A 14,609-nucleotide genomic window follows, 5' to 3' on the forward strand; every position below is an offset into this window, starting at 1 on the left:
ACGCAATACCTATGGATTATATACTCTATCTTTTCCGATCCTTATATCACAAATTAGTATGGATCATTTTAGGTGCACTTCTCATTGCAGTTCTTGTTTATTTCAAAACAGCGAACATGCGAGGGAATTATAATGTAGAAACAACCCTCTATACGGGTGTTGTATCTGGTTATGGCATTGAGGCCAACAATGTAGGAGTAAACTGGGCCATTGCTCAAAATGCAATTGACAATCTTATTAACATAATACAATCTGAGAGTACCCTCAAGCGTGTATCCATGCGATTATTTGCCCGTATACTTGTAAAAGGAAGTCCGAACAAAGACCAAAACTCCATTACAGCATCCAGCTATAGATATACATACGACCATATGAAAAATAGCCCTCATGGCAAAGAACTGATCGCTCTTATTGACAAAACCAGTGAGGAAAAAACAATGGAGAATTTCAATAGATATGAGAAAGCAGACGTAAATAATTACGTTTACGGACTCTTCTATTATCAACATCCATATTATAGCCGTGCAGCATTAAAAAAAATACAAGTTACCCGATTAGGAAATAGTGACTTATTGAGAATAAACTACTCTTCTGGTGATCCTGGCATCACTTACAACACCATAGAGATACTAATGAAAGAGTTCGTCAATGAGTATCGTATACTTCGTTATGGAGAAACAGATAAAGTAATCGAATATTTCAGGTCCGAACTAAATCGTATTGGTTCCGAACTGACTAAACATGAAGACGATCTCACCAAGTATAATGTGGATAACCGCATTATTAACTATTACGATGAAACTAAAGAGATTGCTGCGATCAACAAAGAGTTTGAGCTAAGAGAACAAACCGTATTATTTGCGTACAACAGTTCTAAAGCCATGCTTGAAGAGTTAGAACACCAAATGGATAATAACACAAGACAAGCCATTACTAATCTGAATCTGGTTGATAAACTTAGAGAGGCTTCAGGCCTTACCGGAAAAATCACTGAAATGGAGACTGTCTCTGTAAATAATATCAAGGACGAAAAACAATTAAAAGAGTACAAAGATCTTTTAAATAAAACCCGTAAGGAGCTATCGCAGATCTCTGATCAATATGTGGGTGATAAATATACAAAGACAGGAATTGCCCGTACTAATATCGTTGAACAATGGCTTGACCAGACCCTAGCATACGAAAAGGCCAAGGCAGAGTTGGACATAGTAAAGAAGAGCCGTATAGACTTGAATGAAAAATACCAGTTTTATGCTCCGGTAGGTACAACAATAAAGCGTAAAGAACGTGTTATCAGCTTCTCAGAGCAAAGCTACTTGACCAATCTTGCCAGTTATAATGAAGCTTTGATGCGTAAAAAGAACCTTGAGATGACTTCAGCTGCTCTTAAAGTACTCAATCCGCCTGCATATCCTATCAGTCCGGAGGGGAGCAACCGTCGTAAAATTGTTTATATGGCTTTCTTAGGGACTTTCTTACTATTGGCAGGTTTTTTTGTATTAATAGAACTGATAGACCGTACATTACGCGATTCCCGGCGTACCCGTAAATTGACCGGTTGTCCGATTCTGGGTGATTTCCCTGACAAAAGAAGGTCTACTCCGTATAGTACTACCTATGATAATAGCGCTACTCGTTACCTCAGCAGTGCCATACTTAGATTCTTCACAAAACGAAAAGAAGGGGCTCCTTACATACTCAATATGCTTAGTATGGAAGAAGGATGCGGGAAGTCCTATGTATCCGAATCTATTGAAACCTATTGGAAAAAGTTAGAACTTAATGTGCGTAAGCTGACAGACGGAGTTGACTTCTATTCCAATTCCCCTGACTTCCAGTTAGCCAATAGTATCCTAGAATTGTATACTCCCGGTGACGAAGACATCCTGATTGTAGAATATCCGGCTATGAGCGAAAGTAATGTCCCAACTCCACTACTCCGTGAAGCACAATTAAACCTAATGGTTGTTTCGGCAAAATACGGTTGGAAAACTACGGACAAAATACTACTGCAAAAACTTGAAGCTCAGTTGGGTACCAAGCCTTATCTTTGCCTGAATCGTGCTCCAAAATACGATATAGAAAACTATACCGGGATGCTTCCACCTTATACACCGTTACGCAAAGTAATGTATCTCCTGTCACAACTGGCTTTGACCGAAAATGTGATTCATTGGAGAGACGTTTGGAAAAGAAAAAGAAATCCTCGTACAAGTGTTTCCGGAGTAGAAGAAGATGACGATTAACAATAAAGAAGAGAAAATACACGAAGACAACCGGTCGGCAATCAGTTTTTATATACTGTTCGCCCTTCAGTTTATACTGGTAGCAGGTGGTATGTTTGTCAATATCAAAACAGGGGTATCGACCTCTCTCCTGGTATTATTGATGACACCTTTTATATTGTCGCGCTGTTCCTCTCTGAACTTCGATCTGTCAAGAACTCGTAATGGAATGATGGGACTTTTTGTATTTATTGGCATATTCTATATTCTTGAAATCGGAAATCCCAATAATGTGCAAGAAGCCTGGAACATCAGTATAACCCATTATGCAATTTATCCTATTGCCATAGCTATGCTGGTGCCAGTTGCCATTCGTGATCGCAAAGGTATAGAATGGTTGCTATTTATATGGTCTGCATTTATTCTGATAGCTTTCATGAAAGGTTATTGGCAGAAGAATCATGGATTCAATCATCAGGAACTTTATTTTCTTTATACATTGGGAGGGTATCGTACACATATTATTTGGTCAGGAATACGCTATTTCTCCTTCTTCTCAGATGCTGCCAATTATGGCGTACATTCAGCTATGGGACTCACCGTCTTTGCTATATCCGCTCTGTTAGTTCGCCCTAAATGGATGAAAATATACTTTGCTATTGTTGCTATTGCTGCTGCCTATAGCGTGGGTATTTCCGGTACTCGCTCCGCAATGGCTATTCCTCTTGTTGGACTGACAATATTTGCACTTATCTCTAAAAATATAAAAAGTATTACTATCAGCCTCATTACACTTGGAGCTGTGTTTTGCTTTTTCTATTTTACAAATATCGGTAATGGCAACCAATACATTCGTAAAATGCGAAGCACTTTTCATCCCACAGAAGATGCATCCTATTTAGTACGTATAGAAAACAGAAGGAGAATGAAAGAACTTATGATAGATCGCCCCTTTGGTTATGGCGTGGGGCTATCCAAAGGAGCGCGTTTCAATCCGAAAGAGTTGATGCCTTATCCACCAGATTCCTGGTTGGTATCTGTATGGGTGGAAACAGGTATTGTAGGTCTGATACTCTATCTTGCAGTGCATGGCGTACTTTTTGCCTGGTGTGCATGGATCTTGTTATTCAAAATAAAGAGTAAACGCCTACGCGGATTGCTTGCCGCCTGGCTTTGTATGAATGCCGGTTTCTTTGCTGCTGCCTATGCTAATGACGTGATGCAATACCCCAATTCCATTGTCGTTTACACAGGTTTTGCCCTCTGCTTCGCTGGCCCATATATAGACAAAGTAATGCTAAAAGAAGAGGAAGAAAGAGAGAAGGAAAAGAAAGAAAAAAAGAGCAACAGTTCTGATAAATATGAATAACGCACCTCTACTATCGTTTATCACAATCTGCTACAATGGCATAGCGGATACATGTGCACTTATTGAATCCATTCATAAGACCATCCACTCGGTATCCTATGAGATTATTGTTGTGGATAATGCCTCCCGAGAGGACGAAGCAGCTATTATAAAAATGCAATATCCTACCGTAATCACCGTGCGCAGTCCACAAAACCTTGGTTTCTCCGGGGGAAATAACCTGGGATTTGAAATAGCTCAGGGTAAGTATCTGTTCCTTATCAACAACGACACTTATTTTGAAACAGACGGAATACAAGCGCTCATCAACCGGTTGGAGAGTCATTCCGAAATTGGAGCAGTATCTCCCAAGATATGCTTTGCCTTTCCACCACAACATATCCAATTTGCCGGATACACACCATTGAGCAGTATCACAATGCGTAATGAACCTATTGGCATGGGCTGTCCGGATGACGGAAGTTTTTTTGACGTTCCACATCCCAGCCCCTATCTGCATGGGGCCGCTATGCTTATCAAACGTGAGGTGGTAAATCGTGTGGGTCCCATGCCCGAAATCTATTTCCTCTATTATGAAGAACTGGATTGGTGTACAGCCATGACCCGCGCTGGATATGTGTTATGGTATGAGCCTCTTTGCACCGTCTTTCATAAAGAGAGCCAAAGTACCGGACAGCAAAGCCCGTTGCGTATTTTCTATCTCACACGCAATCGTCTGCTCTATTCCTGGCGCAATTTCACAGGAATGCGTTGTTCCCTGTCGATACTCTACCAAATGACAGTAGCTGCCGGAAAAAACAGCCTCGTCTATCTTCTCAAGCGCCGTTCAGATCTGGCATTCGCTGTTTGGAAAGGTGTATTTGCATTTTTTTCTTTACCGAATAAAAAGAATTGACCTATGAATACTTGGATCACTCTCATCGATTGGATACTCTTTATTCCACTGGCGTTTTGTGTAGGCTACCTTTTTTTCTTCGCCATCGCCTCGCGTTTCCAATCACATCTTATTGATAGAAAGTTCAAGCCACAGAAACAACACCGTTTCCTTGTACTCTTCCCTGCCTACAAAGAAGACCGTGTTATTGCAGACTCTGTTAGCAGTTTTCTAAAACAAGACTACCCGACATCGCTTTACGACGTCCTTGTCATCTCCGATCATATGCAGCCGGAAACGAATGATGCTTTACGTAGTTTTGGTGTAAAGGTATTGGAGGCTACTTATGCGAATAGCTCCAAAGCAAAAGCAATGAAGCTCGCCATGCAGGAGACACCTGCCGGAAAGTACGATGCGATAATTATCATGGACGCCGATAATACCACTGTTCCTCATTTTCTCACCCGCATCAATCAAGTTTACTCGCAAGGTTTTATAGCTCTACAGGCACACCGTACCAGTAAAAATCTCACTACCAATATCGCGTTGCTCGATGCTGTAAGTGAAGAGATCAATAATGGATTCTTTCGTAGCGGACACAATGCCGTACGCCTCTCTGCCGCTCTGTCCGGTTCTGGAATGGTGATAGCCGAACAAAATTTCCGTCGTTATGTGTTACAGCTGAAAACAACAGGTGAAGACAAAGAGCTCGAAGCATTAATACTGAAAGAAAGCTGCGGACTTATCGCCTACATATCTGACCTACCTGTATACGATGAAAAGACACAGCGGCAGGAAGCTATCAGTAATCAGCGCCGCCGTTGGATAGCTGCTCAGTTTGGTGCATTACGCGCTTCACTGCCCGAATTCCCCAAAGCACTGATACAAGGCAATCGGGATTATTGTGATAAGATAATACAGTGGATGCTCCCACCACGATTGGTGCAATTAGCTGCTGTTTTTGGGTTTACATTGCTGGCTACGGTGGTTTGCCCGGTGATGAGTATAAAATGGTGGATACTGTCATTCATACAATTTGTAGCAATGCTTGTACCTGTACCTTCGGAGCTAATGACGGGCAGACTGCTGAGAGCTCTCATGAGAATACCAGTATTAGCATTCATCATGATAGGCAATCTATTTAAACTAAAAGGAGCAAATAAGAAGTTCATACACACGGAACACGAGGGAAGTGAGAATAAATAAAAAAAGGGAGAATTAGTATGCTCTGTTTCTAACAACAACCAATAAATATCATGCCCCCATTCTTTAAATTCTTAATATACCAGTTAAACGTTAAGATTTGCACTTAGTAGAACCTGAATTTGTAACTATTCCGAAAATAAAAACGAAATAAAAGGAGCTACAAAAAAGGATTTGACGCATAAAAAAATGAGACATTATTTTATTTCATAACATACTGATAATCAGATGACTATACATAACCTATTTTCCTCTACGAGAAACGGGTCGAAACTCTACGGGGATCGACCCGTTTCTCGTAGAGGAACGAGGCGATCCCCGTAGAGAAACCAACTGAAAGTTCAAAAGATTGACAATGGAGATAAAAAGCAAATAAATATGCATTACTAAATTGTTACGAAAAAGGAAATAAATCAGAAACATATTCTTCTATTTATAATAAAGCGTTGGAAATCCAATAGAGAATTAACGCAAACCATATATCCGGTAAAGATATAGTTGTTGTACACGATAAGGAACGATGTGACATCCACAACGCTCTGGAGGACTTGCGTGTGAAATCCAAAGAAGAGTCGGCAAAGACGGCATAGTAAAGAGGGCAAGTATTCAATGAGATTGTTTCTTTGACAAGTATAGTAGCTGAAAGAACAAGTGGAAAAAATAATGAGATTGCCTCAAGAGGGGGTGATAAAGGAGAGATGATAATGGAAGACAACCGAGAAGATACTGATTATAAGTCAGATACAAAGGCAACAACAAGAGTAAGAGAGCATGCTTTTTCCAGGGTGTAAACTTAGTATTTTAAGACTCCCTTAAAATACTAAGTTTACACCCTAAGAAATACTTCTTTTGACAGGATAAAAAACGTACTTTTAGGAGGAGGGAAATGCAAAATGTAAGGAAGGTGTTAATAATGTTAATATTACATAAGGTAAAGATACTACAAATATCTACCATACCGATTGGAAATCTCAGGTTAGAAAAATAAGGTTAGATTAATGGCACAGCATAGCCCATTCACAGTTCGGACTATAGACGTACGGGAGAGAAATTAATTCAGCCAACAAATACAGATACTAATATTTTTTATGTATTTTTGCCTCTATTCTGAAATATAAATGAACCAAACGGACAAGCATTATAAAAAAACAATGAAAGCATTAATCGTTTTCAGAGAAGATGACGCCGACAATTTATTTGTCCACGTCCTGTGTCAGGCTATTCAAAACCTAAAAATCGATATACATTGCTCCTGCCGTGACTTCTGGGAGAAAAGTGATAGCTACGACATTATCCATTTCCAATGGCCGGAAGAAGTCGTGGGTTGGAATTGTACAGATGTATCTGTTATAGAGCGTCTCAAACAGCGTATAGCCTATTTCAAAACCGTAGGAACCAAATTTGTTTATACCCGCCACAATAGCTGCCCTCATTACAGCAATCCGGTTATCAAACAGGCATACGAAATAATAGAAGCATGCAGCGATTTAGTAGTACATATGGGCATATACAGCCAGGAAGAGTTCAAACAAAGTCATCCCCACAGTCAGAATGTCATCATACCTCACCACATTTACGAAAACACATACGATGAAAGCATCACACGTGAAGAGGCGCGTGCCAGAATCGGAATTCCCGAAAACAAATTTGTGATTACCGCCTTCGGCAAATTCCGCAACCACGAAGAAATCAACATGGTACTGAAAAGCTATCTGCACTTCCGGCACAAAAGAAAATTCTTATTGGCTCCACGAATGCTTCCATTTTCGAAGCATCCCGAACAACGAAACAGTTGGAAACGAATAGCCTCTTTCATCGGATACCGCCTCGCACCTCTGCTTCTGAAGCTGAAAGGCATCAAAGCGGGAGCCAGTGAGGAGTTGATAGACAACGCTGAACTTCCTTACTATATTGCTGCATCAGATGTTATATTGGTACAACGAAAAAAGATATTGAACTCCGGCAATATCCCTCTGGCATTTTTATTTAGAAAAGTAGTGATAGGGCCAAATGTGGGAAATGTCGGCGAATTGCTTCGCGAGACAGGAAATCCGATATTCACTCCCGATGACATACATAGTATAGTAAACGCCCTGAAGCAGGCAAAGCAACTTTCCGGACAGGGTAAAGGTGAAGACAATTATCACTTTGCCAAACAACAAATGAATCTTAATACAGTTGCAAATGCGTATGAAAACGCGTACCGATCGGTTTTGAATTTTGATTTATAATCCTCTTCATGGCAAACAATCTCAAACAACAGCTTTTCTCCGGCGTATTCTACACTGCGCTTGCCAAATATAGCGGTATCGTCATCTCCCTCGTCGTAGCCGGAGTGCTGGCACGCCTGCTTTCGCCGGACGATTTCGGCATCGTTGCTATCGCCACAGTCATCATCGCTTTCTTCGGCATCTTTACCGATATGGGCATCTCTCCTGCCATTATACAGAATAAGACACTGACTGAGCATGAACTATCGGACATCTTCTCCTTCACGCTTTGGATGGGTATAGCACTGTCCATACTCTTTTTTGCAGCCTCATGGCCCATAGCTACTTATTATAACAGTCCGATACTACGTACCCTATGCCAGTTGCTCTGTGTCAACCTCTTTTTTGCCTCCGCCAACATCGTGCCCAATGCCTTGTTTTATAAAAACAAAGAATTCAAGTTCATCGCCCTGCGTAGTTTCGGCATACAGGTAGCAAGCGGCGCAGCAGCAATCATTGCTGCCCAGAGTGGTGCAGGGTTATATGCATTAATTATCAGTCCTATTTTATCAAGTATGCTGATTTTCGGTATATCAATCAAACGCTACCCTCAGCACTTCCCACTGATACCCCGGCTGGGAGCTATTCGTAAAATATTCTCCTATTCCGCCTATCAGTTCCTGTTCAACGTGATCAACTACTTCAGCCGAAATTTAGATAAATTACTGATAGGCAAATACATGGGTATGTCACAGTTGGGTTATTATGAAAAATCCTATCGGCTGATGATGCTTCCTCTGCAAAACATCACACAGGTCATCACTCCGGTAATGCACCCTATATTCAGTGACTTTCAAAATGACCTACAACGACTGGGGGCTGCTTATGAACGCATCCTGCGCCTGCTTGCTTTCATCGGAATCCCTCTTAGTGTGTTTTTATTCTTTACTGCAGAAGAAGTCACACTTGTCATTTTCGGAAACCAATGGCTACCCTCCGTGCCGATATTCCGCATACTCGCACTTTCGGTAGGTGTACAAATCATTCTCTCCTCTTCCGGAAGTATTTTTCAGGCAGCCGGAGATACACGTAGCTTGTTTATTTGCGGTGTATTCTCGTCTGCGCTCAACGTAAGTGGCATGTTATTAGGCATTTTCCGGTTCGGTACACTCGAAGCAGTAGCCTGGTGTATCGTCAGCACATTTTGCATCAACTTCATACAATGTTACTGGCAAATGTACCGTGTAACACTGCAACGCAGCATGTGGACATTATTACGACAGTTTACATCCCCCATTATTCTGAGCATGCTTATCGCTGCCGCCTTGTTACCGTTACACTACCTTACAGAAGGGGATAATATTTTTTTCACGCTACTATTGAAAAGTATGATAAGTTTCCTTATCTTTGGGGTGTACATACAGATCACACACGAATATGACCTGATAAAAAAAGTACGCGGGCTGGTCGGGAAAATAAAAAGAAAATGAAATGATATAAAACAAAAGCTTGTTTAAAATTTTGCCCGTAATACATTTAAAACAAGCCGTAAGTAACAAAGCAGACAATGAAAATTTTGTTCCTTATCTTTCATGGCTTTGAAGAAGCCAATGGCATAAGTAAAAAAATCCGCTACCAGGTAAAAGCACTTCGTGAATGTGGTGCCGACACACGTGTGTGCTGGCTCGACGATAGCAACGGAAAGAAACGCCGGATGATAGACGACTCCGTGCTGCAAGATTATGGTACAGGGATAAAAGGTAAAATTCTAAAACGAACAGGATTGAACTGCATAGCCCGGTATGTACGTCAAAATGGCATCCGACACATTTACATCCGTAGTGACCACAATACCACCCCTTTCCTGATCAATCTACTTCAGAAACTGAAAAAAATGGGGTGCAAAATAGTAATGGAAATCCCTACTTACCCCTACGACCAGGAGTACCAGGGGTTATCTTTCGGATACCAGCGCGTCATATTCATGGACAAATGTCTGCGCCATTTAATGGCAAAGTATATCGACAAAATAGTAACATTTTCAAATCATAAAACCATTTTTGGCCGGCCCACCATTCGTATAGCAAACGGAATAGACTTTAATGCCGTGCCACTGAAAACAAATCTGCATCCGAAAGATGACAAACTGCACCTTGTAGCTGTAGCAACCATTCATCCGTGGCATGGGTTTGACCGCGCTATTCGCGGAATAGCTACCACCCCTACCCGCCCGAACGTTGTATTGCACATCGTAGGAGAAGGTGTGCCCGCTATTATGGATGGGTATCATCAATTAGTGACGGAGAATCATTTGGAAGAATCGGTCATTTTTCACGGTCCTCTTTTCGGTAAAGCACTCGACGATATATTCAATCAATGCCAATTAGGTATCGGAAGTCTGGCACGACACCGGAGTGGAATCACGCACCTCCGTTCACTGAAAAACCGGGAATACGCAGCACGAGGCATCCCATTTGTCTATTCTGAGATAGACGACGATTTTGAAGAGATGCCATACGTGATGAAGATTCCTGCAGATGAATCGCGGCTGGACATACAAAAGGTTATTGATTTTCAACATTCTGTAACATTAACTCCAGAAGAAATCCGGGCATCTATACTTGAAAAATTATCGTGGAATACACAAATGAAGCATGTGATCGAAAGCCTATGAATCGAAAAATTAAATTAGCCTATTGCATTCCCGGGCTTTATGCCTCGGGAGGAATGGAGCGCGTACTGACATTAAAAGCCAATTACCTGGCTGAAAAGCTGGGATATGATGTGACAATCATTCTCACAGAAGAGAAGGGACGTAAGTTGCATTATGAACTCTCCCCACTGATAAAAGTAATAAATTTAGACCTTAACTTTGACCGCATAGGAGGAGGAAATCTGGCCATACGTTTGTACAATTATTTTCGTCGCCAGCAACTTTATAAAAAACGGTTACGCAAAACGCTTTATGAACTACGTCCCGATATCACTATATCTACATTGCGACGGGAAATTAACTTCATTACCTCCATTCGTGACGGAAGTCGTAAAATAGGAGAATTCCACTTCAGTAGAGATAACTACCGGAATTTTAATGACATAAAAGCGCCTGCAAGTATCCGCAGAATGGCTGCCCGCATGTGGATGAAACAACTATTGGGTATACTCAAAAAATTGGAAAAGTTCGTTGTACTGACCAATGAAGACCGGGAGAAATGGGTAGAGCTGAACAATGTAATATGTATACATAACCCTTCTACTTTTCGTGCAACCCGTACATCAAGCTGTGAAGCAAAACGGATACTCGCCATAGGAAGATATACCTACCAGAAAGGGTTTGACTTACTGCTGCCCGCCTGGAAGAAAGTGAGTGAAAAGCATCCGGACTGGCAACTTGTAATACACGGCGACGGAGAAAGAACCGGATATCAGAAACAAGCTGACGAACTGGGATTATCCCATGACACTTGCCGGCTTGAAAGCAACACAGCACAAGTAGCAGAGGAAATGGCGGAAAGCTCCATATTTGTACTTTCATCACGCTATGAAGGAATGCCTATGGTATTGGGAGAGGCAATGACATGCGGAATTCCACCCGTATCATTTACCTGTCCGTGTGGTCCGCGAGACATCATTACCGACGGAGAAGACGGAGTGCTGGTAGAAAATGGAAACACAGATCAATTGGCAGAGAAGCTGAACTTCCTCATCGAAAATGAAAATATACGCAAACAAATGGGAGAAAAAGCAGTCATGAATGTACGCCGTTTTAATCTGGAGAATATCATGCAAAAATGGGATGAATTGTTTAACAGTATATTGCCATGAATATAAAAACATTGGTTCATAAAATACGCTATAAAATACGTTATGGCAGTACAGTAGAGTGGTACAACTTCTGGTACATTGTTTTGCGCCGCAAGCAGAAAGTAATCCCCCGGGTAGCTTCCATTGACGAAACAATACAGACAGTGATAGATAAGCACTGTGCTGTAAGCCGTTATGGCGACGGAGAGATGCTACTGACTTGTGCCGATAAGGAAATCGGATTTCAAAAAGGAAATCCGCAATTGGCTGCACGACTTAGAGAGGTGCTGACAAGCCATGAAGAGGGACATTTAGTGTGCGTATCAGACATGTTTTCAGACATTTATCGCTACAACCGTAAAGCACGCCGGTTTTGGCGTACACATTTCTTCTTGTACGGTTCGTGGTGGGATAAATACCTCGAACCCGGACGCTTGTACTACAATACATTTGTAACCCGTCCTTATATGGATTTTGCCTCGAAAGAAGCTTGCGGACGCTGGTTTGAGGCCATGCGGGGTATTTGGGACGGACGGGATGTTGTATTTATAGAAGGCGAAAAGAGCCGGTTGGGAGTGGGCAACGATCTCTTTAGCGGTGCACGCAGTATCCGACGCATTCTCTGTCCGCCACATGACGCATTCAGCCGATACGACGATATCCTAAACGAAGCACTCCAACTGGAAAAGGAAGCACTCTACTTGATTGCTCTAGGACCCACAGCAACCGTATTGGCATACGATTTGTTTAAAAACGGACGCCAGGCAATGGATATAGGACATGTAGATATTGAATACGAATGGTGGCGAATGGGTGCACAAAGAAAGGTGAAACTGGAACGTAAATACGTGAACGAAGCACCAGACGGCAGCCAGGTAGCTGATGCCGGAGAAGAATATCAGAAACAAATCATTGCAAGAATATGAGATTAGTATATTATCTGCCCTCTTTAGAAGCATCGGGAGGTTTGGAACGTATTATCACGTTCAAAGCCAACTACTTTGCCGAACAAGGAAATGAGGTGACAATTATTACCTCAGAACTTGGAGATCGCAAGCCGTATTTCCCGTTGTCACCGCAGGTAAGACACATTGATCTGGGAGTAGCTTTCGACTATCCCTATAGCCAGTCACGCCTCATAAAATTGCTCAAATATCCATTCCGTTATCATCGTTTCCGAAAAAGGTTTGCCAAAGTATTACGGGAACTCCGTCCGGATATTACCATATCTACTTTACGACGGGAACTAAATTTTATAAACAAACTGGATGACGGTAGCATTAAGATTGGAGAATTTCATGTCACCCGCTATGCATATGGAGCTGAAGCGCTAAAAAGTGGAAACCCTCTTTTGAAGTGGCTGAAAGCACAATGGAACAAAAAGTTTGTACGCAATCTGTCGCAATTGAAACGGGTTGTATTGCTAACGCACGAAGAAGCAGGGTTTTGGTCGGAACTAACCAATTTAAGCATCATTCCCAATCCTATTATTACACCACTGAACAAGGTATCGGACGGTAAAGCAAAGCGGGTAATAGCAGTAGGACGATACGCACCACAGAAGGGATTTGACATGTTAATAGATAGCTGGGCACTTGTAGCACAAAAATACCCGGACTGGACACTGCACATCTATGGTGACGGTTTTTTGAGAGCAGAACTACAAGAACAGATAGAACGTCTGGGACTAACAGAGAAATGCCGGCTGGAACATACGGTAAACAATATTGCTGATAAATACGGCGAAAGCTCCATTTTTGTACTTTCATCGCGGTATGAGGGGTTTGGAATGGTAATTACGGAAGCAATGGGATGCGGAGTTCCGCCAGTGTCATTTGCCTGTCCATGCGGTCCACGTGACATTATTAAGAATGGAATAAACGGATTATTAGCAGAGAATGGTAATACTGAAGATTTGGCAGAAAAAATAGGTAATCTCATTAAGGATGAGGAAAAACGTCAGGAAATGGGGCAACAAGCCTATGCGGATGCCCAAAAATATAAAATGGAAAATATCTCTGAACAATGGGAAGAATTATTCCAATCAATAACAAAAAAAGATTGATGTATGAAGTGGTATAGTAAATACATTAAAGTATATGAAAAACCTGTTTCCGAAGTGCCTTTCCCCATTATTGAGGAGGTACACAAGAAACTGGCTAAATGCCAAAACAACGAACCATTAGCAAGCATAGTGCTCATCGCTCATAATGAAGCAACTCATCTTCTGAGTTGCCTTTGGTCACTTTGTGACAATCAATGCAACTTCCCTATTGAAATAATAACCGTCAATAATAATTCAACAGATGATACGGAGGAAGTTTTGAAACAATTAGGAGCACGCTATTATAATGAATCACAAAAAGGACCTGGTTATGCCCGGCAATGTGGTTTAAACCATGCACGTGGCAAACTGCATCTCTGTATTGACGCTGATACAATCTATCCCCCCTACTACATCAGGACACATGTTGAACAACTCATGAAACCAGAAGTAGTAACTACATTCAGCTTGTGGAGTTTCATGACGGATGAAAAACATTCACGACTGGGGTTATGGTGCTACGAGAGTCTGCGGGATATACATTTACGCATTCAGGCTATCAAGCGTCCGGAACTCTGTGTAAGAGGTATGTCTTTTGGTTTTCATACAGAGCTGGCCCGAAAATTTGGTTTCAGGACAGATGTCATTCGCGGAGAAGACGGGTCACTGGCTTTGGCTATGAAGCCATATGGTAAACTAATGTTCATCACAAACCGCAAAGCAAGAGTACTGACAAGTAATGGTACTATCAATGCTGATGGTTCACTTATGAATAGTTTCAAAATAAGAATCATTAAAGCAGTGAAAGGTATCGCCGGGCTATTCACCCGGAAAGAGAGTTACAAAGATGAAGATTCTAATTTAATAAAATAAAAGACCG

At 41.6% G+C, this 14,609-nt stretch carries 11 protein-coding genes; all 11 read left to right on the plus strand.

What is annotated here, in order from left to right; translation table 11 throughout:
• Window positions 1-11 precede the first annotated feature (11 nt).
• The 11 genes from ACESQI_RS04905 (at window position 12) to ACESQI_RS04955 (ending at window position 14,602) form a co-directional block, all read left to right on the plus strand.
• A complete protein-coding gene (locus tag ACESQI_RS04905) occupies window positions 12-2,246 on the plus strand; it encodes a hypothetical protein (RefSeq protein ID WP_007485452.1) in 2,235 nt (744 codons plus the stop codon).
• Window positions 2,236-3,594 carry an O-antigen ligase family protein gene (locus ACESQI_RS04910; protein WP_320970629.1) on the plus strand — a complete coding sequence of 453 codons (1,359 nt, stop codon included), beginning with the start codon at window positions 2,236-2,238 and terminating at the stop codon, window positions 3,592-3,594. The genes ACESQI_RS04905 and ACESQI_RS04910 overlap by 11 nt, the downstream gene beginning before the upstream one ends.
• Entirely contained in the window at window positions 3,587-4,489 is a 903-nt protein-coding gene (locus ACESQI_RS04915; protein WP_007485450.1) for a glycosyltransferase family 2 protein, read from the plus strand. The genes ACESQI_RS04910 and ACESQI_RS04915 overlap by 8 nt, the downstream gene beginning before the upstream one ends.
• 3 nt (window positions 4,490-4,492) lie before the next feature.
• A complete protein-coding gene (locus ACESQI_RS04920) occupies window positions 4,493-5,674 on the plus strand; it encodes a glycosyltransferase family 2 protein (RefSeq protein WP_007485449.1) in 1,182 nt (393 codons plus the stop codon).
• Between the two features lie 1,148 nt (window positions 5,675-6,822).
• A complete protein-coding gene (locus ACESQI_RS04925) occupies window positions 6,823-7,902 on the plus strand; it encodes a hypothetical protein (RefSeq protein ID WP_007485448.1) in 1,080 nt (359 codons plus the stop codon).
• Window positions 7,903-7,910: 8 nt separating this feature from the next.
• Window positions 7,911-9,371: a lipopolysaccharide biosynthesis protein gene (locus ACESQI_RS04930; protein WP_007485447.1), complete on the plus strand. Its 1,461-nt coding sequence runs from the start codon at window positions 7,911-7,913 to the stop codon at window positions 9,369-9,371.
• A gap of 77 nt (window positions 9,372-9,448) precedes the next feature.
• A complete protein-coding gene (locus tag ACESQI_RS04935) occupies window positions 9,449-10,555 on the plus strand; it encodes a glycosyltransferase family 4 protein (RefSeq protein WP_007485446.1) in 1,107 nt (368 codons plus the stop codon).
• Entirely contained in the window at window positions 10,552-11,706 is a 1,155-nt protein-coding gene (locus tag ACESQI_RS04940; RefSeq protein WP_007485444.1) for a glycosyltransferase family 4 protein, read from the plus strand. Before ACESQI_RS04935 ends, ACESQI_RS04940 begins: the two co-directional genes overlap by 4 nt.
• The gene (locus ACESQI_RS04945) at window positions 11,703-12,611 is read left to right on the plus strand and encodes an SP_1767 family glycosyltransferase (RefSeq protein WP_007485442.1); all 909 of its coding nucleotides are present in this window, start codon (window positions 11,703-11,705) and stop codon (window positions 12,609-12,611) included. Before ACESQI_RS04940 ends, ACESQI_RS04945 begins: the two co-directional genes overlap by 4 nt.
• Window positions 12,608-13,750, plus strand: coding sequence for a glycosyltransferase family 4 protein (locus tag ACESQI_RS04950; protein WP_007485441.1), 1,143 nt, complete (start codon window positions 12,608-12,610; stop codon window positions 13,748-13,750). Before ACESQI_RS04945 ends, ACESQI_RS04950 begins: the two co-directional genes overlap by 4 nt.
• Before the next feature lie 3 nt (window positions 13,751-13,753).
• On the plus strand, window positions 13,754-14,602 hold the full coding sequence (locus ACESQI_RS04955) for a glycosyltransferase family 2 protein (protein ID WP_195660107.1): 849 nt from the start codon (window positions 13,754-13,756) through the stop codon (window positions 14,600-14,602).
• Window positions 14,603-14,609: the final 7 nt, after the last annotated feature.

Origin of the sequence: Bacteroides sp. HPS0048 (assembly GCF_964240755.1) — a bacterium.
In the GTDB taxonomy this organism is placed as follows: Bacteria; Bacteroidota; Bacteroidia; order Bacteroidales; family Bacteroidaceae; genus Bacteroides; species Bacteroides nordii.

What these genes read in the sequence shown, in the direction of transcription:
- ACESQI_RS04905 (WP_007485452.1), top strand. Translation starts at nt 12, where the DNA reads ATGGATTATATACTCTATCTTTTCCGATCCTTATATCACAAATTAGTA.
- ACESQI_RS04910 (WP_320970629.1), top strand. Translation starts at nt 2,236, where the DNA reads ATGACGATTAACAATAAAGAAGAGAAAATACACGAAGACAACCGGTCG.
- ACESQI_RS04915 (WP_007485450.1), top strand. Translation starts at nt 3,587, where the DNA reads ATGAATAACGCACCTCTACTATCGTTTATCACAATCTGCTACAATGGC.
- ACESQI_RS04920 (WP_007485449.1), top strand. Translation starts at nt 4,493, where the DNA reads ATGAATACTTGGATCACTCTCATCGATTGGATACTCTTTATTCCACTG.
- ACESQI_RS04925 (WP_007485448.1), top strand. Translation starts at nt 6,823, where the DNA reads ATGAAAGCATTAATCGTTTTCAGAGAAGATGACGCCGACAATTTATTT.
- ACESQI_RS04930 (WP_007485447.1), top strand. Translation starts at nt 7,911, where the DNA reads ATGGCAAACAATCTCAAACAACAGCTTTTCTCCGGCGTATTCTACACT.
- ACESQI_RS04935 (WP_007485446.1), top strand. Translation starts at nt 9,449, where the DNA reads ATGAAAATTTTGTTCCTTATCTTTCATGGCTTTGAAGAAGCCAATGGC.
- ACESQI_RS04940 (WP_007485444.1), top strand. Translation starts at nt 10,552, where the DNA reads ATGAATCGAAAAATTAAATTAGCCTATTGCATTCCCGGGCTTTATGCC.
- ACESQI_RS04945 (WP_007485442.1), top strand. Translation starts at nt 11,703, where the DNA reads ATGAATATAAAAACATTGGTTCATAAAATACGCTATAAAATACGTTAT.
- ACESQI_RS04950 (WP_007485441.1), top strand. Translation starts at nt 12,608, where the DNA reads ATGAGATTAGTATATTATCTGCCCTCTTTAGAAGCATCGGGAGGTTTG.
- ACESQI_RS04955 (WP_195660107.1), top strand. Translation starts at nt 13,754, where the DNA reads ATGAAGTGGTATAGTAAATACATTAAAGTATATGAAAAACCTGTTTCC.